The organism is Rhizobium sp. SRDI969 (genome assembly GCF_025152725.1).
Classification (GTDB): Bacteria; Pseudomonadota; Alphaproteobacteria; order Rhizobiales; family Rhizobiaceae; genus Rhizobium; species Rhizobium leguminosarum_I.
This window is the reverse complement of record NZ_CP104035.1, coordinates 3790355-3814153: the sequence shown is the minus strand read 5'-3', so window position 1 is coordinate 3814153 and position 23799 is coordinate 3790355. Positions and strand designations below refer to the sequence as shown.

The window sequence follows — 23799 nt, the reverse complement described above, 5'->3', positions numbered from 1 at the left end:
GTCCGTCCGCTTACAGAACCGCCTGGCCGGCCATCAGTGCAAGGACGAGGAAGATCAGGAAGATCACCAGCGCGATGCCGAAGAGAACGCGGGCTATCGTCGCGGTGGCGGCGGAGACGCCGGAGAAACCGAAGAAGCCGGCGATGATCGAAATCACGAAAAATATCAGAGCCCATTTCAACATGACGTCATCCTTTGCGGTTGCCTGGGAAAGACGCAGCAACCGGCAAATTGTTCCAGTTCATTTGAAATGGGCTGGCGTTCTCCCTGGGTAAATGAGGCTCTTTTCAAAGCCTATACGATCTGTTTCAAGAAATTGTCGATTTGCCCATCGATGAAAGCTCCGCCATCATGCCAGCTTTTCTGGACCAACATACAATCTCCGCTTATTTCGAAGTCGTCGTGATCAATCTCCTCCTGTCGGGAGACAATGTCATCGTCATCGGCATGGCCGCTGCCGGCCTCGTCAGCGAGCTGCGCGGCAAGGCGATCGCCGTCGGCATTGCAGCGGCGGCCGTTATCCGCATCATCTTCGCCGTTATCGCTGCCAGGCTTCTTGTCATCACCGGCATCACGCTTGCCGGCGGCCTGATGCTGCTGTGGATCTGCTGGACGATGGGCTGCGAGCTGCTCTCGGCGGAAGCGGAGGAAGCTCATGCCGGCGATGCGGTCTCCCATATCAAGCCGAAGCTCTTCCGGCAGGCGATCGGCCAGATCATCTTCGCCGACGTCTCGATGTCGCTGGACAATGTGCTCGCCGTTGCCGGTGCTGCGAAAGAGAACACAAACGCGTTAATCTTCGGCCTCCTCCTTTCGGTGCTGCTGATGGGCGTCGCGTCGAATTTCGTCGCCAAGCTGCTCAACCGCTTCAGGTGGATCGGCTGGATCGGCCTTGCGATCATCGTCTATGTCGCGTTCGACATGGTCTGGAGCGGCGGCGAACAATTGCTGGCGCTTTACGGCCACACGGCTTGAGATATTCCGCGGCGGATGTCGCGTCGAGCAGTCGTTCGGCCGGAGGCGCGCTTCATATCTATGGGATATCTTTCGCCGTCAGCCGTGATTGATCATCACGTGGCGCACCGCCGTGTAATCTTCCAGCGCGTAGACCGACATATCTTTGCCGTAGCCCGACTGTTTGAGGCCGCCATGCGGCATCTCGTTGACCAGCATGAAATGCGTGTTGATCCAGGTGCAGCCATATTGCAGGCGGGCGGCGGTCTTCATGCCGCGACCGATATCCTTGGTCCAGACGGAGGAGGCCAGGCCGTAGTCGCTGTCGTTTGCCCAGGCAACGGCGTCGTCGGCATCGGAGAAGCGGGTGACCGAGACGACCGGGCCGAAGACCTCGCGGCGGACGATCTCGTCGTCCTGCGTGGCGCCTGCGATGACCGTCGGGGTGAAGAAGAAGCCCTTGTCGCCGGAAATCTTGCCACCGGCGGTGATTTCCATGTGCTTGTGCTCGGAAGCGCGGGCGACGAAGCTTTCGACGCGGTCGCGCTGGCGCTTGGAGATCAGTGGGCCGATCTCGTTTTCGGTATCATCGGCCTGGTTGAAGCGGATGCTCGAGACGGCGGAGGAGAGGTCGGCGACAAAATTGTCGTAGACCTTGGCATCGGCATAGATGCGGCAGGCGGCCGTGCAGTCCTGGCCGGCATTGTAATAGCCGAAGGTGCGGATGCCTGCGACGACGGCATCGATATCGGCATCGTCGAAGATGATGACCGGGGCCTTGCCGCCGAGTTCCAGATGCGTGCGCTTGACCGTCTTGGCAGCAGCCTGCAGCACCTTCTTGCCGGTGGCGACATCGCCGGTGATCGAGACCATGCCGATCTTGGCGTGATTGATCAGCGCATTGCCGACACTTTCGCCGCGGCCGAGAATGACGTTGACGACGCCCTCGGGAATGATTTCGGAGAGTAGCTTGGCCATCTTCAGCGCCGTCAACGGCGTCTGCTCCGAGGGTTTGAAGACGACGGTGTTGCCGCCGGCGATCGCTGGCGCCAGCTTCCAGGCCATCATCATCAGCGGATAGTTCCACGGCGCGATCGAGCCGACGATGCCGATTGGATCGCGACGGATCATCGAGGTGTGGCCGGGCAGGTATTCGCCGGCCGCCGGTGCGTGCAGGTTGCGCACGGCGCCTGCAAAAAAGCGATAACAATCGACGATCGCCGGGATTTCGTCGTTCAACACCGCATTGATCGGCTTTCCGCAGTTCAGCGCTTCCAGCGTGGCGAAGCCGACGGCATCCTTTTCGATTGCATCGGCGATCTTCAGCAGGTAGCCGGAGCGCTCACCGGGCGTTGTCTGCGACCAGCTCTTGAAGGCCTTTTCGGCGGCATCGACGGCAGCGTCGACCTGGGAAAGCGACGCTTCGGCAAGGTCCAACACCGTTTCGCCCGTCTTTGGGTTCAGGACGTGCTCTTCAGTTTCCGTGCCTTTTTCAAAGCGGGAACCGATCAACATTTGGATATCCATGATGTTCTCCCTGTTATTTGCCGCCGCCGGCGATCTGGTCGCCGTCGCGGGTGAGGTAATAGGCTGCCAGGATCGGCAGGAAGGTAACCAGCACAACGACCATGGCGACCACGTTGGTGACCGGGCGCTGGCGCGGGCGGATGAGCTCTTCGAGCATCCAGATCGGCAAGGTCGATTGCTGGCCGCCGGTGAAGGTGGTGACGATGACCTCGTCGAAGGACAGCGCGAAGGCGAGCATGCCGCCGGCAAGAAGTGCGGTGCCGATATTCGGCAGGATGATATGGCGGAAGGTCTGAAAGCCGTCGGCGCCGAGATCCATCGAGGCCTCGATCAGCGAGCCTGAGGTGCGGCGGAAGCGGGCGACCGCATTGTTGTAGACGACCACGACGCAGAAGGTGGCGTGACCGAGTACGATGGTCCAGACCGAAAACGGAATATCGAACAGGCTGAAGGCGGAACGCAGCGCAATGCCGGTGATGATGCCGGGAAGGGCGATCGGCAGGATGACGAGCAGTGAGATCGCCTCGCGGCCGAAGAATTTCGTCTGGCTGACGGCTGCCGCAGAGAGCGTGCCGAGCACCAGCGCGATCGCCGTGGCGATGACGGCGACCTGCACGGAAAGCCCAAGCGCCGACCAGACATCAGACCGGTTCCAGGCAACCGCGAACCATTGCAGCGTCAGGCCAGGCGGCGGCCACTGATAGCTCTTCTCCTCCGTCGTGAAGGCGTAGACGAAGATCAAGAGGATCGGCAGGTGCAGGAAGAGCAGCCCGCCGGCGGCTGCGATCTTCAGGGGAAGCGGCGATGTCTTGAGGTCAGAGCGCATCGAAGGCCCCCTGTTTCTTGGCGAGCCAGAGATAGAGCGCCATGATGACGATCGGCACGACGGAGAAGGCGGCCGCCAGGGGCACGTTGCCGGCCGTTCCCTGCTGGGTATAGACCGCCTGGCCGATGAAGAGCCTGGACGAGCCGATGATCTGCGGGATGATATAATCGCCCAATGTCAGCGAGAAGGTGAAGATCGAGCCGGCGACGATGCCGGGCAATGCCAGCGGCAGCAGCACGGTGCGGAAGGTTTGGCGCGGCGTGGCGCCGAGATCGGACGAGGCCTCGATCAGGTTGCCGGGCACACGCTCGAGGGCTGCCTGTGTCGGCAGGATCATATAAGGCAGCCAGATATAGACGAAGACGATGAAGGTGCCGAGGTAGCTCACCGAAAGCGAATTGCCGCCGATAACAGGCAGGTTCAGGATGCCGTCCAGCAGCCAAGAGAGATGCACCTTCTCGAAGATCCAGGTGAGTATGCCTTCCTTGGCGAGGATGAGCTTCCAGGCGTAGATCTTGACGAGATAGCTCGACCAGAGCGGCAGCATGATGCCGAGATAGAAAAGCGCCTTCCATTTGCCTTGCGCATAACGCGCTGTGTAGTAGGCGATCGGGAAAGCGATCAAGGCGGAAGCGATGGTCACCAGCGCTGCCATGACGAAAGTGCGGATGATGATGTCGAAATTCGTCGGGTTTAGAAGCTGCGCATAGGTCGAAAGGGTGAATTCGTAATTCACCAGGCCTGAGAAATCGTCGATCGAAAAGAAACTCTGCAGAAGCAGGGCGAGCAGCGAACCGATATAGATGATGGCGAGCCAAAGCAGCGGCGGCGTCAGCATCAGGAAGAGCAGCAGTTTCGGGTGCCGCCAGAAGACATCGGACAGCCGGCCGAAGAGGCCGCCGCGCCCCGGAAGAATCGATGTCGCCTCATTGGAGGTGATGAAGATCGCCGTCATGCCGCGTCATCCATGTAGTGGATATCGCCGGGCTGCCAGGCAAGGCGTATGCCGGCGCCGACGACAGGCACATCTGCGCCCGCCGGCAGCATCACATGCAGCCGCGCCCCCCGGAGGCCAACGGTGAGGCGCGTGGCTGCGCCGAGGAAGCTCGCATTGTCGACCTGCGCCTCGACGCCGTCGCCTGCCAGCCGGATTGCTTCGGGACGAAGGCTTGCCCAGCGTCTTTCGCCGCCGAACGAGGCCATCAGATCAGGCGCGATGACATTCGACGAGCCGACGAAATCGGCGACGAAGCGGTTCTTCGGGCGGCGGTAGATATCCTGCGGCGTGCCCTCCTGCACGATGTTGCCATCGTTGAAGACGGCGACGCGGTCGGCCATGGACAGGGCCTCGCCCTGATCGTGAGTGACAAAGATGAAGGTGATGCCGAGCGCGCGCTGGAGGCTCTTCAACTCCTCCTGCATCTGTTCGCGCAGTTTCAAGTCCAGGGCGCCGAGCGGCTCGTCGAGCAGCAGCACCTTCGGCTTGTTGACGAGCGCGCGGGCCAGGGCCACGCGCTGGCGCTGGCCACCGGACAGCTGGCCGGGGCGGCGGGCGCCGTAACCCGGCAGCTTGACGAGCTCGAGGGCGTCGCCTGCTGCCTTCATCCGCTCCGCCTTGCCGATGCCCTTGACCATCAGCCCGTAGGCGACATTGTCGAGGATGTTCAGATGCGGGAAGAGCGCGTAGTCCTGGAATACAGTGTTGACGTTGCGGCGATAGGGCGGGACGCCCTCGGCCGTCTCGCCGAAGATCTGGATATGGCCCGATGTCGGCTGTTCGAAGCCGGCTATCAATCGCAGGCACGTCGTCTTGCCCGAGCCGGAGGGGCCAAGCATCGCGAAGAACTCGCCCGGCGCGATCTCGAGATCGACGCCGTCGACGGCGCGAACCTGACCGAAATGGCGCGATACCTGCTGGAAACGAACGGCTGACGTCATTGGGGGCTCCGGCTTCTTTGCTTTTAGAGAGGCTGCGGTCTTGGTTCATATGACCCCGCCCCAAACCCCTCCCCACGAGGGGAAGGGGCTTAATCTGCCGTACCCCTTTCGCAAATACCTTGGTGTTTCGGCAGGAATTCGGCGGTGCCACTCGGAGCCCCTCCCGCTTGTGGGGAGGGGTTGGGAAGGGGTCTCACGCTACAACGGTCATCTCGGTGAGGACGTAAATTACCGCCCGCCGATCACGCCGATATAATCCGACACCCAACGATGGTACGGCACGCATTCGCTCTGGGTGGCGCATTTGGCGACCGGGGTCTTCCAGAACTTGATCTTGTCGAAGTGATCGAAGCCGTTGGTGGCGCAGCCGGCATCGCCCATCAGTTCGTTGCCCTTGCAGGCGGCGGGAACGGAGGGAACGGCGCCGAACCAGGCGGCGGCGTCGCCCTGGACCTTGGCCTTCAGCGAATGTTCCATCCACATATAGGCGCAGTTCGGATGCTCGCTGTCGGCGTGCAGCATGGTGGTATCGGCCCAGCCGGTCACGCCTTCATCCGGGAAGGTGGAGGCGATCTTCTGCTTGTCGGCCTGCAGCAGGTTCACCTGGAAGGGCCAGGAGCCGGAAGCGACGACGCCTTCGTTCTTGAAATCGTCGATCTGGATCATCGCGTCGTGCCAGTAGCGCGAGACGAGCTTGCGCTGCCCGCGCAAGAGGTCGAGGGCGGCCTTGTACTGGTCCTCGTTCAGCTCATAGGGGTCCTTGATGCCGAGATCCGGCTTATGGGCCATCAGATACATCGCGGCGTCGGCGATGTAGATCGCACCGTCATAGGCCTGGACGCGGCCCTTATTCGACTTGCCGTCGGGCAGCGTCTGCTCTTCGAAGACGACATTCCAGCTCGTCGGCGCCTTGTCCTTGAAGGCGTCGGTATTGTACATCAGCACGTTCGGCCCCCAGAGATAGGGCACGCCGTAATGCACGCCGCCGACCGTGTACCACGGGCCGTTCTGCAGGCGCTCGTCGACGGTCTTGAAGCTCGGGATCAGATCGGTGTTGATCGGCTGGACACGTTTGCCGGCGATGAGGCGGAGCGAGGCGTCGCCCGATGCGGTGACGAGATCGAAGCCACCCTCGTTCATCAGCGATACCATTTCATCGGAGGTGGCGGCGGTCTTGACGGAGACCTTGCAGCCGGTCTCCTTTTCGAAATCGGTGACCCAGTCGTAATTCTTATCGGTTTCGCCGCGCTCGATATAGCCGGCCCAGGCCACGATGCTGACCGCACCTTCGCCCTTGCCGAGTGACTTGAGCGGTTCTGCGGCGATCACCTGCGTGGCGAAACTCAAGCAGGCGATGGCTGCCGTGCAGGATTTCAAGAGATTCGTCATCATCCGTCTCCCGGTTTGGTGCCACTTCTGTGGCGCTTTGTTCCCGCTTGAAAAGGTGACGTGAAAAGTTCGCTTTCGCAAATTCATTTATCAGAAAGGCGATATCGGAAATTCCGATATCAGCGGACGCGGCCAGAGCGCATGCTTTCGGCGATGCCGACAAAATCGCGTGCTGCCTGCGGCAGGCTGGAACCCTTGCGCCAGACCATGCCGACCTGAACGACCGGCAGCGAGCCCGAGACATCGCGGCTTTCGATGCGGTCGCCTTCCAGCGACCATGGTCGGTAAACGAGATCGGGAAGCAGGGCTACGCCGGCGCCTGTCGCAACCAGGCTTCGCACCGCTTCCACCGAGCGGGTGCGGAAGGCGACATGCGGGCGGGCGCCGAGGGCTGAGAGCAGCTTGCCGGTGTTCTCCTCGATTTCGTCGACCGTCAGCATGATCAGCGGTTCGCGGGCGATATCGGCGACCGAGATGATGTCGGCCGACACCAGTGGGTGGCCCATCGGCAGCCATAGTCGATAGGGCGAGGTCTCGAGGATTTCCGCCTGCAGCGCCATGCGGTCGCGCAGGTTTGATATCACCATGACGGCGACATCCAATTCGCCGCCGACCAGCAGATGTTCGAGATAACCGCCATTGTCCTCGATGGCGCTGACCTCGATGCCCGGGCAGGCGCGGCGGTATCGCGCCAGCAGGTCGGAGAGCACGTAGCCGGCGACAAGCGAGGTAACGCCGATGTTCAGCGTGCCGGAAAGAGCGCTTTGCTGGCCGGAAAAGCTGGTCCGAGCATCGGAGACAGAGGCCAGGATCTTCGTCGCGTGACGCAGGAATTGGTGGCCGTTATGGGTGATCGTCAGGCCGCGCGGATGGCGCTCGAAGAGCTCGACGCCGAGGTCGGTTTCGAGCTCCTTCAGTGCTTCCGTCACCGAGGATTGCGAGATCGAAAGATTCTGCGCGGCTCGCGTCACCGAACCCTGTTCGGCGACGGCGACGAAATATTGAACCTGGCGAAGCGTGAAGGCCATGGGCGTTTAGAGCATGGCGGAACAGGCCGTGGCAAGCGGCCGGAAAAAGCGGACCTTTTTTGGTGTTTTCCCAAAATGGGTCAGGCTTCGCATGCCCACTTAAACTTTCGGAAACGTCATTTCCTTAGCGTTCTTAGCACTTGTCCTGCGTTGGAGTTTCAGATGGCGGAGCAGTTGGCGTGAAGGCCTTACTGCGCATCTTCCGGCCTTCCCGGAAATTGGCAATCATCATCGGTGGAGTCGCTCTTCTCATGGGCGTGTCCGGCGGTGCGGCGGTCTATGTCGGCAAGGACAGGCTGATCGGTGCAGCTGGTGGTAGCTACGGGCTCGAATGCAGCGACGTCAACCTGGTGACGATCCGGAAGCAGGACCACGTCTGGGTACGCAAATACATCAAGACCGAACCGACCGATGGGATGACCCGCGTCAAGACCGCGCTTCGGGTCGCCCAAGCCGTTTATGCCGCGCAGAAGCCGGATCTGGTCCAGGTGGTGGTGCTCGACGACAACGGCCCGACGTTGCGTGCCGACATTCGCGGCCGCGCGATCGGCGCCGATGTCGTCTATATCCCGCATCCCGACAAGACCGTTCCCGGCCTCGACGACAAGTCCTATACAGCGCGCTACTATGACGGCAAGGCCAGCGAAAACGGACTGTTCTTTGGCGAGCGGATAGAGATGCCGTTTGACGAGATCGCCATGATCAGCGCCGCTTTCAAGGATCCCGAGGATTGCGTCGACCCGGTCGCGGTTGCTTCCACAAAGGGTGAGGGCAAGGCAGCCGGCGGGCACGGCGTAGCGCCCAAGGATGCAGCCACTCCAGCAAAAGCCGCTGCCGAAGAGGCGCCGCCAGCCAAGAGCGGGCACTAGACCCAAAAAGCATCAGGCGGCAGGCCTGATATTTTCTCTTATCAGCGAGGCGTCGCGCGCCGGCGGCTGGCCAAAGAAGCGTGCATATTCCCTGGTGAATTGGGAAGCGCTTTCGTAGCCCACGGAATAGGCGACGGAGGATGCATTTCCGGATTGGGAAATCAGAAGCTGGCGGGCCTGCAACAGGCGGATGCGCTTTTGGAACTGGATCGGGCTCATCGCCGTCACAGCTTTGAAATGGCGATGAAAGGCCGAGACGCTCATGGCGGTGAGGGCGGCGAGTTTTTCGACCTCGACCGCTTCCGAATAGTGTTCGCGAACCCAGCGGATGGCGAGCCGTATCCGCGACAGGGCGCTATCAGGTGCTGCGATATCGCGCAGCATCCAGCCCTGCGGTCCCTGCAGCACGCGATAGAGGATTTCGCGTTCGTAGGCCGGGGCAAGGGCAGGGACATCCTGTGGGCGCTCCATGAGCTGCAGCATCCTCAGCCAGGCACCCAGAAGTTCCGGCGTCATGCGACAGACGGAATAGCCGCCGGTTTGTCCCTCCTGATAGGATTGCGGCGGAAGATCCAGAAGAAGCGCTGCGACCCTTGCCGGATCGAGCGATAGGCTGACGCCGATATAGGGCCGGTCGGGACCTGCCTGTTGCACCATGCCCGTCGCCGGCACATCGATCGATATCACGAAGTAGCTCGCTGGATCGTAATAATAGTCCTGCCCGGCGATCGTCAGCGTCTTGCTGCCATCAAGGATCAGGTTGACCATCGGCTCATAAACGGCGCCGAGCTTGTGTTCGGGGATCTCCCCCTTGACCATCAGGATGCCGGGGATGCCGGTTTCCGTCGGGCGGTTTTCAGCATGGGCCGTCAGGCGGCGCATCTCTTCGAGCATCGTTTGCATGGCGAAATCCTGGACCAGCAAATGGTGGGACGCAAGGCAAAAGCAGGAATAGGCAAGAACGAGGCAGTTTCCGGCGGAGTGCAGGCCGGCTGTTTCCCATAGCTTCCGGCCATCGAAGCAAAAGGAGACAGAGATGAAAATCGCAATCATTACCGGCGGCAGCCGTGGCATTGGTCAATCGGCAGCGCAGGAATGCGCAAGGCGCGGCATGGGTGTCATCCTCACCTACAACAGCCACAAGCCAGGTGCGGATGACGTCATCGCCGAGATCAAGACAGAAGGTAGTCAAGCCGTTGCGCTTGCCCTCGATGTCGGTGATGCCGACAGCTTTCCGGCCTTCGTGACGGAGGTGAAACGGCTGCTTTCCACTTATTGGGGCCGGAATACGTTTGACTGCCTCGTCAACAATGCCGGTTTCGGCATGTTCAATCTCATGGAGACGGTGACGACAGGCCACTTCGACGCTCTGATGAATGTCCACCTGAAAGGGCCGTTCTTCCTGACGCAGGCCTTGCTGCCGCTGATGGTCGACGGCGGCGTGATCCTCAATGTAACGAGCGCTTCGGTTCGCGTCGCAACAGCTGGTGTCGCGCCCTATGCAGCCCTCAAGTCCGGACTTGAAACGTTGACCCGCTATCAGGCGAAGGAGTTCGGCAATCGCAGGATCCGCGCCAATGCTATCTCGCCCGGTCCCATCCGCACCAATCTTGCCGACGCTGCGCTGGACAAGAACCCGGAGTTCGCCGCGTTGCTTGCCTCACAGACGGCTCTCGGCCGTATCGGCGAAGCCGAGGATGTCGGCCGCGTCATCGCCATGCTCGCGTCCGACGACAGTGCATGGATCAATGCGCAGACAATCGAAGTCGCCGGCGGCTACATGATCTAAGTGTGACGACGAACGCGGTCATTCACAAGCCAACGAAATAAGGTCACTCCGTCATCGACCAATCCACTGTGTCTTCGTCCGTCGGCTGAGTTTTCGCTAGAGCACTTCCGTTTTTCTTCGAATCACGGAAGTGCTCTATCTCTTTGTGTTCACGCAATTCCGGACGCAAGACCGCTGCGCACTTTTGCTGAAATTGCTCTAGCCTGCCTAAAACAAAACGGAGCGTCCTTTCGGGCGCTCCGTTTTTTCAGTTAAAAAATGTGGTTCTCAGTCGGCTTTGTTGCGGCGGGCCGGGAAGAGAATGACGTCGCGGATAGACGGCGCATTGGTCAGAAGCATGATGAGACGGTCGACGCCAATGCCGAGGCCACCTGCTGGCGGCATGCCCTGGTCGATGGCGTCGAGGAATTCCTCGTCCAGCTGCTTTTCCTTTTCGCCGCGGGCATGCGCCAGTTCGAGCTGCTCGACCATGCGGCGGCGCTGCTCCTCGGGATCGTTCAGCTCCGAGAAGGCGTTGCCGAGTTCCCAGGCGTTGCAATAGGTCTCGAATCGCTCGACCAGGCGCGGCTCGCCCGGCACTTCCTTGGCGAAGGGCGATATGTCCTTCGGGAAATGCGTGACATGCGACGGCTGGATCAGCGTGGATTCGACCTTTTCCTCGAAGATGAAGGCGAGGCATTCGCCCCAGGTCCAATCCTTCTCGACCGCAAAGCCGGCAGCCTTGGCGGCGGCGCGCGCCTCTTCATCGGTCTTGATGGCGAGGAAGTCGATGCCGGTCGCTTCCTTGACGGCATCCGGCATCGGAACGCGCTTGAACGGACCCTTGAAGGACATGGTCTTGTCGCCGAAGGGGAATTCCGTCGCACCGTGAATGGAGAGCGCTAAATTCTCGAACAGCCGCTCGACGAGGTCCATGATGTCCTCGTAATCGGCATAGGCCCAGTAACACTCCATCATGGTGAATTCGGGATTGTGCCGGGTGGAAACGCCTTCGTTGCGGAAGTTGCGGTTGATCTCGAAGACCTTGTCGGTCAGCCCCGAGACCAGCGTGCGCTTGAGGAACAGTTCCGGCGCGATGCGCAGGTACATGTCGAGTTTCAGCGTGTTGTGATGGGTCTTGAACGGCTCGGCGGTGGCGCCGCCATAGACCGAATGCAGCATCGGCGTCTCGACTTCCATGAAGCCGTCATTTTCCATGAAGCGGCGGATGCCGGACAGGATCTTCGAGCGCTGCTGGAAGCGGAGCTTCGAATCCTCGTTGGTCATGATGTCGAGATGGCGCTTGCGATAACGCAGTTCGATGTCGGAGAGACCGTGCCACTTCTCGGGCATCGGTAAGAGCGACTTCGTTAGCATGGTGATCGTCTGCGCGTTGATCGTCAGCTCGCCCCGCTTGGTGCGGCGCACGATACCGGTGACGCCGATGATGTCGCCGATGTCGATCATCGGCAGCAGGGCGCGGGCTTCTTCCGGGGTCGTGTCCTTGTGACTGAAAATCTGGATCTTGCCGCCGGCATCGTGGATGTCCATGAACATGCCGGAGTTGCGCGACGAGTATACGCGGCCGGCGACGGTGACGACATCCTGCGTCTCGACGTCAGGTTCCAGGTTCTCGTATTTCGCGATCAGCTCGGCATTGGTCATCGTGCGGTGGAAATGCGCCGGATAGACCTCGCCGATCTGCTCGCGCAGCAGCTTCAGCTTCTGGGCGCGCACTTCCGTGGCGTCGGAGGAAAGGGTGTTTTCGGTCTTGTTGTCAGCCACTGTCGAAATCCTCTGACTGTTCTTACTTCGAGCCGACGAGGGCGGCGACCGCCTGCGAGGCGAGCTTCAGGCGCTGACGCACGACGGACCGGCCAAGGATCGCCATGGAATCGAAGAGCGGCAGGGAACGCGACGAGCCGGATACGGCGACGAAGAGCGGCGAGACCACGACCTTCAGCTTCTTGCCCATACGGTCGGCGATCGCGCGCAGCTCCGCCTCGATCGTCTCGACCTTCCATTCCAGGATCTTTTCGAGATCCGGCTGAACGGTGTTGAGGATCTCCAGAATCTCTTCCGGCGGTGACTTGATCTTGGCGAAGTCGGAAGGCTGCAGGCCAAGATCGGATTTCAGCAGGAAACCGGCGAGATCGGGCAACTCGCCGAACTTGGAAATGCGCGTCTGCGACAGGCGCAGACCTTCCTTCAGGCGGTCGTTTTCCATCGCCCAGGTCAGTACACGTGCTTGGAATTCCTCTTCTGAGAGCTTCTCGCGGATCCAGCGGCCATTCAGCCAATCGAGCTTCTGAATGTCGAAGATCGCACCGGCCTTGGAGAGGTTTTCCGGATCGAACTTCTCGGAGAGCTCGTTGATATCAAGCAGCTCTTCGCCTTCGGCGATCTGGATGAAGAACAGACCGAGGAAGTTCATCAGCGCTTCCGGGATATAGCCGAGCGCGGAGTAATAGGAAATCGAGGTCGGGTTCTTGCGCTTCGACAGCTTCGACTTGTCGGAGTTGCGCATCAGCGACAGATGCATGAAGACCGGCTCGTCCCAGCCGAAATAGCGATAGAGCAGGATGTGCTTCGGCACCGAAGCCAGCCATTCCTCGCCGCGCGCCACATGGGTGATCTTCATCAGATGGTCGTCGATGACGTTGGCCATGTGATAAGTCGGCATGCCATCAGCCTTGACGAGCACTTGCATGTCGACGGAATCCCAGGGGATGCTGACGTCGCCGTAGACGCCGTCCGTGAAGTCGCAGGAGCCTTCGGCCGGGATCTTCATGCGGATGACGGTCGTCTCGCCGGCGGCCATGCGCGAGGTGACTTCCTCGGCCGTGAGGTTGAGGCAGAGACCATCATACTTCGGCGGCTTGCCGGCGGCGCGCTGAGTTTCGCGCATCTGCTCCAGCCGCGCGGGCGTGCAGAAACAGCGGAAGGCATGGCCCTTGTCCAGCAATTCTTGCCCGTAAGGATGGTACATTTCCTTGCGGTCGGATTGGCGATATGGGCCGTAGGGGCCGCCGATATCAGGGCCTTCCTTCCATTCCAGCCCGCACCATTTCAGTGCGTCCAACACCTTCGTTTCGAATTCCGGGGTCGAGCGCGTCGCATCGGTATCCTCGATGCGAAGGATGAACTCGCCACCGTGCTTCTTGGCGAAAAGGTAGTTGAAAAGAGCGATGTAAGCGGTGCCGACATGCGGCTCGCCTGTCGGCGAGGGAGCGATGCGGACGCGGACGCCGGTAGCTGTCCCGGAAACTGTCATTGTGTGTGCCCGTCAATAAGTACCGGACGGCTTTCATGGGGAAAGCGACGTGCGGCCGGAAGGATGCAGATATCTTCATCGGCAAACCGGCCGGAAAAGGGCATGCGCCCGCACCATCCGCCGATCGTCCGTTCGGCTGGCCTTAGGCCATATTCAACCGGTCGCGTCAAGAAAAACCATGCCTGCAAAGGCCTTGATGGCGGTGTGTGAGGGCGCGCCGGTTCCGCCGCGCCCTCCTGCCCAGCCTCAATGCGCGGCGTCGCGTTTACGTTTGCGGGCGTTGCGCGCGAACATGTTCAGCACCTCGACCAGCGCCGAGAAGGCCATGGCGGCGTAAACGTAGCCCTTCGGCACATGGAAGCCCATGCCTTCGGCGATCAGCGTCGTGCCGATCATCAGCAGGAAGGCGAGCGCCAGCATGACAATCGTCGGGTTCCTCTCGATGAAGTTGGCAAGCGGGGTCGCGGCAACAAGCATGACGGTGACGGCGGCGACGACGGCGACCACCATGATCGGCAGATGCGGCGTCATGCCGACGGCGGTGATGATGCTGTCGACGGAGAAGACGAGGTCGAGCAACAGGATCTGGCCGATGGCCGATGCAAAGCCTGTCGTGACGGATTTCGCGATGAAATCCTCCTGATGATCGATCGGATCGACGGTGTGATGGATTTCCTTGGTGGCCTTCCAGACGAGGAACAGACCACCGGCAATCAGGATCAGATCCTTCCAGGAGAAGCCGTGGCCGAAGGCTTCAAACAGCGGTTCGGTCAGTTGCACGATCCAGGCGACGGTGCCGAGCAGGGCGAGGCGCATGACGAGCGCAAGACCGATGCCGGTCTTGCGCGCCTTCTCCCGGTGCTCAGGCGGCAGTTTGTTGGTGAGAATGGAAATGAAGATCAGGTTGTCGATCCCGAGAACGACTTCCATCACCACCAGCGTGATGAGCGCCACCCAGGCGGCCGGATCCTGAATGAGCGTCATGATTTCCTGCATCAGCGTATATCCCCTTCGCGTCACATACGTGAATGACGCTCGCAATGTAATGTTGCCGGCCTGCCAGGCAAGCGCCGCAAGGGGTATACGAAACCGATGTGACTTTTATTCCCTACAACAGGATGATTTAAGGCCGGGTCGGCCTTAAATTTGAATCCTGTTCTAAATTAAAGAGTTAGAGCATGACGTCCGAAAACCGCTCGCACTTTTCGGCATCATGCTGTGATCGGCAACCAGATTTCGGTGACGCCCATGCCGGTATAGGGGTCGAAGCGCTCGTCGTAGCGTTCGAACATGTCGGGTGTCTCGCCGTGCTCCAGGCCTGAGGTCGGCCACCATGCGCCAAAAATCCGGTTCATCGTCGCCGGAATGCCGGAGACATGGCCGCGATGAGCAAAGACGACGTAGCGCTGGCCCGGTAGCTTGAGCGTTGCAAAATCCGCCGGCAGATCGCCGGCATCGGAAATTTCGACCGCAGCCATATAGCGGAATTTCTCCACTTCGCCGTCGATATGGGTACAGATGCCGTAGGCGACATTGCCTTTCTGGCCGGAGATATGTCCGAAATGGGCATTGAATTTCTGCCAAAGAGAGGGGATGGCGGCATTGCCGCCATAGGGGTAGGTCTCCTGCAAGCCGGCAAACAGCATCGGCTGGAGGGTTTCGAAGCGGGGCGGTTCGAGGTCGCTGAGGTGGGCGGGGTCCATTCTGATCGGCTCCAGCAAGACAAGGTTACGAGCGTGCCCCTGTCTGCGCACCGCATCCGGCGTCATGCCGAACTGGTCGCGGAAGGCACGGGTGAAAGCCTCGTGCGAGCCGTAGCCCGCACAAAGCGCAACCTCGAGAATGGTGGATGAACCGCCGACCAGTGTGGGCACGGCGCGGCTGAGGCGGCGCCCTCTTATATAGCTGCTGATCGAGTGGCCGGTGACGAGCCCGAAGACGCGCGACAGATGGTAGCGCGACAATCCGGCTGCTTCCGATATCTCTTCCAGCGATATATCGCTTTCGAAATGGCTCTCGATGAACCAGATCGCCCGTCCAACGGCGGTCATCCTCATTCTCCTGATTGCAGCTTCTTTCTTAGAGGAAGGCCGGCAGCCGGATTTGATCGCTGTTGCGGGATTTCGGCCGATGAAGCGCGACGGTCAAGAGTGCGGTCGGGCGGCCTGGTGCCGGGGCGCGCCGTAGGCGGCCATGAAGACCCGGATCGCGCCGCGGATAACGCGCTCGATTTCGTCGCGCGGCGGCGGCTCTTCCATGCTTCCGAACAGGCGGAGTTTGAAGAAACTGCCGCTGGCGAGATCGAGGAACTGGCCGGCGGCAAGATCGATGTCGTCGATCTCGAGTGCGCCTTCGGCGATGTGCCGTTTCAGGAAGTCGCGCATGATGGTGCGCAGGTTTTCCGGGCCCCTGAAGAAGCGTTGACAGAGCACCGGCATACGGTCGCGAACGCCGAGAACGGTGCGCATCGCGCTGATGACCTTTTCATCGGTCATATGAGTGACGAAGCTTATCCCAAATTCGTACAGGCCGGCCTCGGGATCGTCATGTTCGGCAAGCGCCGTGCGCACGGCCGCCACGAAGGCGGCGCGCTCGGTCTCGATCATCGCCGAAAACAGTTCTTCCTTGTTGGTGAAATAGACGTAGAGCGTTCCCTTCGAGACTCCGGCCTCGCGCGTCACGTCGTTCATGCTGGCGGCGTCGAAACCCATCTTCATGAAGACACGCTTGGCGCCGGCGAGGATCTGCTGGCGCTTGGCCGGATCTTCGCCTGCGGCAAATCGGCCTCCGGCAGCGGGAGGACTGAATACGGCGGCGTGGTCGGGTTTCAGCGTCATGTCCTCTTAACCGTGTTGACGGTTTCGCATTTTCTTTAAAGAAATCGAACCGATTGGTTCTATACATCTTGATATGACGATAAAACAGGTTTAAGTCAACTGAACCGAACCGTTCAGTTCGATTATTTACTCCAAGATCGGTAAAGTGGCCATGTCGAGCAACCAGAAGGGCAATGTCGCGCGGATCGTCAGCGAAAACGCCGAGACCGAAGAGCTAAAGTCCGAGGTCGCTGCCGTTGCAGAAGCTCCAGTGGCGGAAGCTCGCGAAGTGCCGTCTGCCCCCGCGCAGTTGGCGCCGGCTTCGGTCGCCGCACCCGCAACTGCGAAGAAGCGCCGTAGCCCGGTGCTACCGATCGTCGTGCTCGCCCTTCTCGCAGGCGGCGGCTGGTATGGTTACGAATGGTGGACGAACGGCCGCTTCATGGTGTCGACCGACGACGCCTATATCGAAGGCGATATCGCAACGATTTCGCCGAAGGTCACGGGCTACGTCGCGAAGGTGAACGTCGTCGCCAACCAGGAAGTCAAAGCGGGCGACGTGCTTGCCACGCTTGATAATGGCGACTATCAGAACGCCCTCGACTTGGCGCAGGCCCAGATCGTCACCGAACAGCTTTCGCTACAGCGTATCGACGCGCAGATCGAAGGCGCGAATGCGAGCCTCGTGCAGGCGCAGGCGCAGAAGGTGGCACTCGAAGCGGCCGTTCGCGGTGCCGAGATCACCCAGAAGCGCCAGAGCGACCTTCATGCGAAGTCGGTCGGGACCGCCGCCGATCTCGACAACGCCAATATCGCCCTCGACCAGGCCAAGGCCAATCTTGCCGGCGGCGACGCCAACATCACCGCTGCGCAGGCCAACATCACCATTCTCCAGGCCCAGCGCAAGGAAGCCGAAGGCTCGGTCCGTTCGCTTGAGATCTCGCGCGACAAGGCCGTCCGCGACCTTTCTTTCACAGTGCTCAAGGCGCCTTATGACGGCATTGTCGGCAACCGCTCCGTCCAGGAAGGCGACCTCGTCTCTCCCGGCCAGCGCCTGATGGCGCTCGTTCCGGTGCGCCAGCTCTATATCGATGCCAATTTCAAGGAAACGCAGATCCAGCATCTGGTGCCGGGCTCGAAGGTCAACGTCCATGTCGATGCCTATAGCGATCATCCGATCGTCGGCACCGTCGCATCGATCTCGCCGGCTTCCGGGTCGGTCTTTTCGATGCTGCCGCCGGAAAACGCCACGGGCAATTTCACCAAGGTGATCCAGCGGGTACCAGTGCGCATCGCGCTGCCGCAGGATGCGCTCGACAGCGGGCGTCTGCGCGCGGGCCTGAGCGTCGTCGTCGACGTCGACACCCGTACGGCGCCGAGCAAGTAAGCCTTCAGAGCAATTCCAGCAAAAGTGTGCAGCGGTTTTGCGTCCGGAATTGCGTGAAAACAAAGAGATAGAGCAATTCCGTGACTCGAAAAAAAACGGAATTGCTCCGGAAAAGGCGGAGGTGATCTGATGGCCGGGAGCGCGGCAGCAACAGCGGGAACGATTCCAGCAGCGCCTGCCCATGCCGACGAGCGCATGGATCCGAAGAAGCTCATCGCCTTCTTCGCGATGGTGCTCGGCATGTTCATGTCGATCCTCGACATCCAGATCGTCTCGGCCTCTCTTGCCGAAATCCAGGCCGGCCTTTCGGCAGGCAGCGACGAGGTCGGCTGGGTGCAGACGGCTTATCTGATCGCCGAAGTAATCATGATCCCGCTTTCCGGCACGTTGGCGCGCATTATCTCGACGCGTTATCTCTTCGCGATCTCGGCCGCCGGCTTCACCATGGCGAGCGCGCTTGCGGCGACGGCGACGAATATCGACCAGATGATCGTCTACCGCGTCATCCAGGGCTTCATCGGCGGCGGCATGATCCCGTCGGTTTTCGCGGCTGCCTTTACCATCTTCCCGCCTTCGAAGCGCAGCATCGTCTCGCCGATCATCGGCCTGATCGCGACGCTGGCACCGACCATCGGCCCGACGGTCGGCGGTTATCTCAGCCACGCCTTCTCCTGGCATTGGCTGTTCCTCGTCAACATCGTTCCCGGCATCATCGTCACGATCGTCACCTGGAACTTCATCGATTTCGACAAACCGGAACTGTCGCTCTTCAAGAAATTCGACTGGTGGGGGCTGATTTCGATGGGGGTGTTCCTCGGCGCGCTGGAATATGTGCTCGAAGAGGGCAATTCGAACGATTGGTTCAACGACAGTTCCATCACCATCGCAGCGATTGCCTCCAGCGTTGCAGCCATCGTCTTCTTCTACCGCGCCTTTACGGTGGATTTCCCCGTCGTCGACCTGAAGGCTTTCGCGAATCGGAATTTCTCGTTCGGTTCGGTGTTTTCTTTCGTCATGGGCATCGGTCTCTATGGCCTCACCTATATCTATCCGGTCTATCTCGGGCGCATCCGTGGCTATGATTCACTGATGATCGGCGAGACGATGTTCGTCTCCGGGCTGGCGATGTTCTTCACCGCGCCGATCGCTGGACGATTGTCGACCAAGATGGACCTGCGCCTGATGATGGCGATCGGCTTCGTCAGTTTCGCCGCCGGCACTTTCATCATGATGCATCTGACCGCGGATTGGGATTTCTACGAGCTGTTCATTCCGCAGATCTTGCGCGGTTTCGGACTGATGATGTGCATGGTGCCGATCAACAATATCGCGCTCGGCACAATGCCGCCCTCGCGCATTCGCGGCGCGTCCGGCCTTTTCAATTTGACCAGAAACCTCGGCGGCGCTGTCGGCCTTGCCGTCATCAACACCGTGCTCACCAGCCGCCAGGACGTGCATTACGAGCGGCTGCGGGAGAATATGGACTGGGGCAATCCGGCGGCGATCGACCAGATGAACAACATGGCCGCCAAGTTCAACACTTACGGCATGGACGGCGCCTCTGTGGCGATCAAGCAGATGGTCGGGCTTGCCACCAAGCAGGCGATCATCCTTTCCTTCAGCGACGTGTTCCTGATCCTGACCGCACTCTTCCTTGCCATGATCCTCGGTGTCGCCATGATCAAGAAACCCGCGCCGCAAGGCGGGGGAGGCGGTGGCGGCCACTGACCTCCGGCCAGCCGCCCCTTGAAAAGGCCCTCTTCGGAGGGCCTTTTTGTTGCTGTTCTCCGGCCGCTGTGTCATCAGGCGGATGATCGTCGGCTGGATCGGTGCGACTCGGGTAGGCAATGCCGGGAAAACGAAGCGGGAATCGGGTCGCTCGATTTTTTGATTTACGTACATCAAAATTGGCGCTAATGGTCTCGTCAGGAGGAATGATGAGGCCAACCGTTCACGATATCGCTGCTGCCGCCGGTGTCAGTCTCGCGACTGTCGACCGGGTCCTCAACCAGCGCCCCGGTGTGCGCCACGTCACGCGGGAAAAGGTCGAGACCGCGATCCGCGAGCTCGGTTATATCAGAGACGTCGCCGCCGCCAATCTTGCCAAGGGGCGCACCTATCCCTTGGTCTTCATCCTTCCGGCCAGCGACAATTCCTTCATGCACGGGCTCAATGCCGAGATCCGCCAGGCGATCGTCCGCTCGTCGGCCGAACGCACCGATATCCGCACCATCGAGGTGCCGGCCTTCGATCCCGCCGCCCTGGTCTCCGTGCTTGAAGGGCTTTCCCGGGAAAAGCCATGCGGCATTGCGCTGGTTGCGACCGATGCGCCCGAAGTACGCGCCGCCGTCGACAGGTTGGTTCGCGAGCGCTTTCCCGTCGTCACCCTGGTTTCCGATCTCACGGGGTCGCTACGCCATCACTATGCTGGTGTCGACAATATCGCAGCCGGCCGCACTGCCGCCCGCCTGCTCGGGCGATTCCTCGGGCCGCGAAAGGGCGAAATCGCCGTGCTCGCCGGCTCCATGCTGGTGCGTGACCATCGCGAGCGGCTGGAGGGCTTCACCGCTGTCATGGCCGAGGAATTTCCCGATCTTGCGATCCTGCCGGTTCTCGAAGGCCGCGACGACCCGGAGGTCGCCCATAGGCTCGTCGCCGACGCGCTCGGGAATGCCGGCATCATCGGCGTCTACAGCCTCGGCGCCGGCAATCGCGGCCTGATCCGGGCGTTGAAGGAGAAGGCCGTCGACCGCGTACTGACTGTCATTGCCCACGAACTGACTGCCCATACGCGCGCGGCACTGATCGACAATACGATCGATGCGATCCTCAACCAGGACGCCGGCCATGAGGTGCGGAGCGCCATCCGCGTGCTGAAAGCCAAGGCGGACGGGCTTGCCGTCATCGAAGCGCAGGAGCGCATCCGCCTCGACATATTCCTGAAAGACAATCTGCCGTAACGGCAAAGGGAGAAATGCCACATGTACCTGGGTCTCGATCTCGGAACCTCCGGCGTCAAGGCGATGCTGATCGACGGCGATCAGAAGATCGTCGGCTCGGCCAATGGTTCGCTCGACGTGTCGCGTGCGCATTCCGGTTGGTCGGAGCAGGAGCCGGCCCACTGGGTGCGCGCCACGGAAGAGGCGGTCGCCGGCCTCAAGGCGAAGCATCCGAAGGAGCTTGCCGCGGTCAAGGGCATCGGGCTTTCCGGACAGATGCACGGCGCGACGCTCATCGATGCCACCGACAAGGTCCTGCGCCCCTGCATCCTCTGGAACGACACGCGCAGCTACGTCGAGGCCGCGGCACTCGATGCCGATCCGCGCTTTCGCGCGCTCACGGGCAACATCGTCTTTCCCGGTTTCACGGCGCCGAAGCTCGCCTGGGTCGAAAAGCATGAGCCCGATGTTTTCGTCAAGATCGCCAAGGTGCTCTTGCCGAAGGACTATCTGCGTCTTTGGCTGACCGGCGAATATATCTCGGAAATGTCGGATTCGGCCGGCACTTCCTGGCTCGACGCCGGCAAACGCGCCTGGTCGTCCGAACTGCTCGCCACCACCAAGCTTTCTAAGGAGCAGATGCCGGCGCTTGTCGAAGGCACCGAGCAGGCCGGCAAGCTGCGGTCCGAACTGGCGGCGCAATGGGGCATATCAGGCGATGTCGTCGTGGCCGGTGGCGCAGGCGACAATGCGGCCTCTGCCTGCGGCATGGGCACGGTCAGCGATGGTGCAGCCTTCGTCTCGCTCGGCACCTCGGGCGTGCTTTTTGCCGCCAACGCTTCCTATCTTCCGAAGCCGGAAAGTGCCGTGCATGCCTTCTGCCACGCGTTGCCGAACACCTGGCACCAGATGGGTGTCATCCTGTCGGCCACCGATGCGCTCAACTGGCATTCCGGTGTCACCGGCAAGTCGGCCGCCGATCTCACCGGCGAAGTCGGCGAGACCCTGAAGGCTCCCACCGGCGTTACCTTCCTGCCCTATCTCTCCGGCGAGCGCACGCCGCACAATGATGCCGTCATCCGCGGCGCCTTCATCGGCCTCGAACATGAAAGCAGCCGTGTCGTTCTCACCCAGGCGGTACTCGAAGGCGTCGCCTTCGCCATCCGCGACAATCTCGAAGCGTTGCGCTCGGCCGGCACCGGCATATCCCGGGTCACGGCAATCGGCGGCGGTTCGCGCTCGCGTTACTGGCTGGCGTCGATCGCGACCGCCCTCGGCGTTCCGGTCGACCTCCCGGCCGACGGCGATTTCGGTGCGGCCTTCGGCGCCGCCCGTCTGGGCCTGATTGCGGCAACAGGGGCGGATCCCATTGCCGTCTGCACGCCGCCAATAACAGCCGGAACGATCGAGCCGGTGTCCGCACTGAGCGGCGCTTATGAGGATGCTTACAAGCGCTACCGCGCGCTTTATCCGGCGATCAAATCGCTGGCGCACTGAGAACTGGAGCCGGCGGCCCCCTCATCCGCCTGCCGGCACCGACCGGGGTCGAGCCACGGGTCTCAACCCGTCCTTCGGACCCCCGAGGGGAGAAGAGGTTCGCAGCGGCGCCTCATTCCCCTTCTCCCCTGGGGGAGAAGGTGGCCCGAAGGGTCGGATGAGGGGGCTGCACGGCACGAACGATAAGACTGAATTACGAACCCAAGGAGAACCAACATGAGCACCGGATTTTTCGGCGATATCCAGAAAGTAAAATACGAAGGCCCGGACAGCACCAATCCGCTGGCCTTCCGCTATTACCAGCCGGACGAGATCGTCATGGGCAAACGCATGAAAGACCATCTGCGCTTTGCAGTGGCCTATTGGCATACCTTCACGTGGCCAGGCGGCGACCCGTTCGGCGGCCAGACCTTCCTGCGTCCCTGGTTCGAGGACTCGATGACGGCCGCCAAGCTCAAGGCCGACGTCGCCTTCGAATTCTTTTCGCTGCTCGGCTCGCCCTATTACTGCTTCCATGACGCCGACGTACGTCCCGAAGGCAAGAATTTCGCCGAGAACACCAAAAACCTCAACGAAATCGTCGATTATTTCGCCGAGAAGCAGGCGGCAACCGGCACCAAGCTGCTCTGGGGCACGGCGAACCTCTTCTCCCACCGTCGCTATATGTCGGGCGCTGCGACCAATCCGGATCCCGACGTCTTCGCTTTCGCAGCCGCGACGGTCAAGACCTGCATCGATGCCACGCAGAAGCTCGGCGGAGAAAACTACGTGCTCTGGGGCGGGCGCGAAGGTTACGAGACGCTGCTCAACACCGATATCGGCCGCGAGCTCGACCAGCTCGGACGCTTCCTCAACCTCGTCGTCGAATACAAGCACAAGATCGGCTACAAGGGCACAATCCTGATCGAGCCGAAGCCGCAGGAGCCGACCAAGCACCAGTACGACTATGATGTCGCGACCGTCTATGGCTTCCTCAAGAAGCACGGCCTTGAAAACGAGGTGAAGCTCAATATCGAGCAGGGCCACGCGATCCTTGCCGGCCATTCCTTCGAGCACGAACTGGCGCTTGCCAATGCGCTCGGTATCTTCGGCTCGATCGACATGAACCGCAACGACTACCAGTCCGGCTGGGATACAGACCAGTTCCCGAACAATGTTCCCGAAATGGCGCTCGCCTATTACCATGTTCTGGTAGGCGGCGGCTTCAAGACCGGCGGCACCAACTTCGACTCGAAGCTTCGCCGTCAGTCTCTCGACCCGGCGGATCTGCTGATCGGCCATATCGGCGGCATGGATTGCTGCGCCCGCGGCCTGAAGGCCGCTGCCAAGATGATCGAGGACAAGGCTCTGTCGCAGCCGCTCGCCGATCGTTATGCCGGCTGGGAATCCGCCGAGGCGCAGAAGCTCTTCCGCGGCGAGTATTCGCTGGATGAGATCACCCACTATGTCGAGAGCCACGACGTCAACCCGCAGCCAAGGTCGGGCAAGCAGGAATTGCTCGAGAACGTCGTCAACCGCTACGTCTGATAAAGCGCGCCGGGGGTCATCGGCCGCCGGCGCAACCCTCTCCGGCCGGAAGCTTTCAGC

21 protein-coding genes are annotated in these 23799 nt (G+C 61.0%); 8 read left to right on the top strand and 13 right to left on the bottom strand.

What is annotated here, in order from left to right:
* Positions 1–10: 10 nt before the first annotated feature.
* On the bottom strand, positions 11–184 hold the full coding sequence (locus tag N2A41_RS18910) for a DUF1328 domain-containing protein (RefSeq protein ID WP_004678026.1): 174 nt from the start codon (positions 182–184) through the stop codon (positions 11–13).
* A 167-nt stretch (positions 185–351) separates the two neighbouring features.
* Here N2A41_RS18910 and N2A41_RS18905 point away from each other — a divergent pair, with 167 nt between their 5' ends.
* Complete coding sequence (locus N2A41_RS18905) at positions 352–975, top strand: YjbE family putative metal transport protein (protein WP_260109462.1); 624 nt, start codon at positions 352–354, stop codon at positions 973–975.
* Positions 976–1053: 78 nt separating this feature from the next.
* On the opposite strand, the gene N2A41_RS18900 is transcribed toward N2A41_RS18905, so the two are convergent.
* From N2A41_RS18900 to N2A41_RS18875, 6 genes are all read right to left on the bottom strand, one after another.
* A complete protein-coding gene (locus tag N2A41_RS18900) occupies positions 1054–2481 on the bottom strand; it encodes a gamma-aminobutyraldehyde dehydrogenase (RefSeq protein ID WP_260109461.1) in 1428 nt (475 codons plus the stop codon).
* 13 nt (positions 2482–2494) lie between these two features.
* On the bottom strand, positions 2495–3307 hold the full coding sequence (locus N2A41_RS18895; RefSeq protein WP_260109460.1) for an ABC transporter permease: 813 nt from the start codon (positions 3305–3307) through the stop codon (positions 2495–2497).
* Positions 3297–4262, bottom strand: coding sequence for an ABC transporter permease (locus N2A41_RS18890; protein WP_162119101.1), 966 nt, complete (start codon positions 4260–4262; stop codon positions 3297–3299). The genes N2A41_RS18895 and N2A41_RS18890 overlap by 11 nt, the downstream gene beginning before the upstream one ends.
* Positions 4259–5245: an ABC transporter ATP-binding protein gene (locus tag N2A41_RS18885; RefSeq protein WP_260109459.1), complete on the bottom strand. Its 987-nt coding sequence runs from the start codon at positions 5243–5245 to the stop codon at positions 4259–4261. The genes N2A41_RS18890 and N2A41_RS18885 overlap by 4 nt, the downstream gene beginning before the upstream one ends.
* 228 nt (positions 5246–5473) lie before the next feature.
* Positions 5474–6634: an ABC transporter substrate-binding protein gene (locus tag N2A41_RS18880; RefSeq protein ID WP_260111072.1), complete on the bottom strand. Its 1161-nt coding sequence runs from the start codon at positions 6632–6634 to the stop codon at positions 5474–5476.
* 119 nt (positions 6635–6753) lie between these two features.
* Positions 6754–7662 (bottom strand): LysR family transcriptional regulator, encoded by a 909-nt coding sequence (locus tag N2A41_RS18875; RefSeq protein ID WP_017967962.1) that lies wholly within the window; start codon positions 7660–7662, stop codon positions 6754–6756.
* 179 nt (positions 7663–7841) lie between these two features.
* Here N2A41_RS18875 and N2A41_RS18870 point away from each other — a divergent pair, with 179 nt between their 5' ends.
* On the top strand, positions 7842–8531 hold the full coding sequence (locus N2A41_RS18870; protein ID WP_260109458.1) for a hypothetical protein: 690 nt from the start codon (positions 7842–7844) through the stop codon (positions 8529–8531).
* A gap of 12 nt (positions 8532–8543) precedes the next feature.
* Here the strand turns inward: N2A41_RS18870 and N2A41_RS18865 are convergent, their stop codons facing one another.
* Positions 8544–9434: an AraC family transcriptional regulator gene (locus N2A41_RS18865; protein WP_162119380.1), complete on the bottom strand. Its 891-nt coding sequence runs from the start codon at positions 9432–9434 to the stop codon at positions 8544–8546.
* A 133-nt stretch (positions 9435–9567) separates the two neighbouring features.
* Between N2A41_RS18865 and N2A41_RS18860 the strand changes: the two genes are divergently transcribed.
* Entirely contained in the window at positions 9568–10320 is a 753-nt protein-coding gene (locus N2A41_RS18860; protein WP_260109457.1) for an SDR family NAD(P)-dependent oxidoreductase, read from the top strand.
* 267 nt (positions 10321–10587) lie between these two features.
* On the opposite strand, the gene lysS is transcribed toward N2A41_RS18860, so the two are convergent.
* The 5 genes from lysS to N2A41_RS18835 all read right to left on the bottom strand — a co-directional run bounded on the left by lysS (position 10588) and on the right by N2A41_RS18835 (position 16410).
* Entirely contained in the window at positions 10588–12084 is a 1497-nt protein-coding gene (lysS, locus tag N2A41_RS18855; RefSeq protein ID WP_170279884.1) for a lysine--tRNA ligase, read from the bottom strand.
* 22 nt (positions 12085–12106) lie between these two features.
* Positions 12107–13573: a glutamate--tRNA ligase gene (gene gltX / locus N2A41_RS18850; RefSeq protein WP_260109456.1), complete on the bottom strand. Its 1467-nt coding sequence runs from the start codon at positions 13571–13573 to the stop codon at positions 12107–12109.
* A 246-nt stretch (positions 13574–13819) separates the two neighbouring features.
* A complete protein-coding gene (locus tag N2A41_RS18845; RefSeq protein WP_017967954.1) occupies positions 13820–14569 on the bottom strand; it encodes a TerC family protein in 750 nt (249 codons plus the stop codon).
* A gap of 215 nt (positions 14570–14784) precedes the next feature.
* A complete protein-coding gene (locus N2A41_RS18840; RefSeq protein ID WP_017967953.1) occupies positions 14785–15624 on the bottom strand; it encodes an AraC family transcriptional regulator in 840 nt (279 codons plus the stop codon).
* A 93-nt stretch (positions 15625–15717) separates the two neighbouring features.
* Positions 15718–16410 (bottom strand): TetR/AcrR family transcriptional regulator, encoded by a 693-nt coding sequence (locus N2A41_RS18835; protein WP_170259867.1) that lies wholly within the window; start codon positions 16408–16410, stop codon positions 15718–15720.
* 151 nt (positions 16411–16561) lie between these two features.
* Between N2A41_RS18835 and N2A41_RS18830 the strand changes: the two genes are divergently transcribed.
* From N2A41_RS18830 to xylA, 5 genes are all read left to right on the top strand, one after another.
* Positions 16562–17776 carry an HlyD family secretion protein gene (locus N2A41_RS18830; protein WP_260109455.1) on the top strand — a complete coding sequence of 405 codons (1215 nt, stop codon included), beginning with the start codon at positions 16562–16564 and terminating at the stop codon, positions 17774–17776.
* Positions 17777–17905: 129 nt separating this feature from the next.
* The gene (locus N2A41_RS18825) at positions 17906–19504 is read left to right on the top strand and encodes a DHA2 family efflux MFS transporter permease subunit (protein ID WP_162119373.1); all 1599 of its coding nucleotides are present in this window, start codon (positions 17906–17908) and stop codon (positions 19502–19504) included.
* Positions 19505–19713: 209 nt separating this feature from the next.
* Entirely contained in the window at positions 19714–20736 is a 1023-nt protein-coding gene (locus tag N2A41_RS18820; RefSeq protein ID WP_032985740.1) for a LacI family DNA-binding transcriptional regulator, read from the top strand.
* 21 nt (positions 20737–20757) lie between these two features.
* Complete coding sequence (gene xylB / locus N2A41_RS18815; RefSeq protein WP_260109454.1) at positions 20758–22212, top strand: xylulokinase; 1455 nt, start codon at positions 20758–20760, stop codon at positions 22210–22212.
* A 216-nt stretch (positions 22213–22428) separates the two neighbouring features.
* A complete protein-coding gene (gene xylA / locus N2A41_RS18810) occupies positions 22429–23739 on the top strand; it encodes a xylose isomerase (RefSeq protein WP_260109453.1) in 1311 nt (436 codons plus the stop codon).
* The last annotated feature ends 60 nt before the right edge of the window (positions 23740–23799 follow it).

Bases quoted from the DNA above. Each gene is read 5' to 3' on its own strand.
- xylB (WP_260109454.1), top strand. From the start codon at position 20,758: ATGTACCTGGGTCTCGATCTCGGAACCTCCGGCGTCAAGGCGATGCTG.
- N2A41_RS18895 (WP_260109460.1), bottom strand. From the start codon at position 3,307: ATGCGCTCTGACCTCAAGACATCGCCGCTTCCCCTGAAGATCGCAGCC.
- N2A41_RS18840 (WP_017967953.1), bottom strand. From the start codon at position 15,624: ATGACCGCCGTTGGACGGGCGATCTGGTTCATCGAGAGCCATTTCGAA.
- gltX (WP_260109456.1), bottom strand. From the start codon at position 13,573: ATGACAGTTTCCGGGACAGCTACCGGCGTCCGCGTCCGCATCGCTCCC.
- N2A41_RS18910 (WP_004678026.1), bottom strand. From the start codon at position 184: ATGTTGAAATGGGCTCTGATATTTTTCGTGATTTCGATCATCGCCGGC.
- N2A41_RS18905 (WP_260109462.1), top strand. From the start codon at position 352: ATGCCAGCTTTTCTGGACCAACATACAATCTCCGCTTATTTCGAAGTC.
- N2A41_RS18820 (WP_032985740.1), top strand. From the start codon at position 19,714: ATGAGGCCAACCGTTCACGATATCGCTGCTGCCGCCGGTGTCAGTCTC.
- N2A41_RS18865 (WP_162119380.1), bottom strand. From the start codon at position 9,434: ATGCAAACGATGCTCGAAGAGATGCGCCGCCTGACGGCCCATGCTGAA.
- xylA (WP_260109453.1), top strand. From the start codon at position 22,429: ATGAGCACCGGATTTTTCGGCGATATCCAGAAAGTAAAATACGAAGGC.
- N2A41_RS18880 (WP_260111072.1), bottom strand. From the start codon at position 6,634: ATGACGAATCTCTTGAAATCCTGCACGGCAGCCATCGCCTGCTTGAGT.
- N2A41_RS18860 (WP_260109457.1), top strand. From the start codon at position 9,568: ATGAAAATCGCAATCATTACCGGCGGCAGCCGTGGCATTGGTCAATCG.
- N2A41_RS18885 (WP_260109459.1), bottom strand. From the start codon at position 5,245: ATGACGTCAGCCGTTCGTTTCCAGCAGGTATCGCGCCATTTCGGTCAG.
- N2A41_RS18825 (WP_162119373.1), top strand. From the start codon at position 17,906: ATGGCCGGGAGCGCGGCAGCAACAGCGGGAACGATTCCAGCAGCGCCT.
- N2A41_RS18875 (WP_017967962.1), bottom strand. From the start codon at position 7,662: ATGGCCTTCACGCTTCGCCAGGTTCAATATTTCGTCGCCGTCGCCGAA.
- N2A41_RS18900 (WP_260109461.1), bottom strand. From the start codon at position 2,481: ATGGATATCCAAATGTTGATCGGTTCCCGCTTTGAAAAAGGCACGGAA.
- N2A41_RS18890 (WP_162119101.1), bottom strand. From the start codon at position 4,262: ATGACGGCGATCTTCATCACCTCCAATGAGGCGACATCGATTCTTCCG.
- N2A41_RS18845 (WP_017967954.1), bottom strand. From the start codon at position 14,569: ATGCAGGAAATCATGACGCTCATTCAGGATCCGGCCGCCTGGGTGGCG.
- N2A41_RS18830 (WP_260109455.1), top strand. From the start codon at position 16,562: ATGTCGAGCAACCAGAAGGGCAATGTCGCGCGGATCGTCAGCGAAAAC.
- N2A41_RS18835 (WP_170259867.1), bottom strand. From the start codon at position 16,410: ATGACGCTGAAACCCGACCACGCCGCCGTATTCAGTCCTCCCGCTGCC.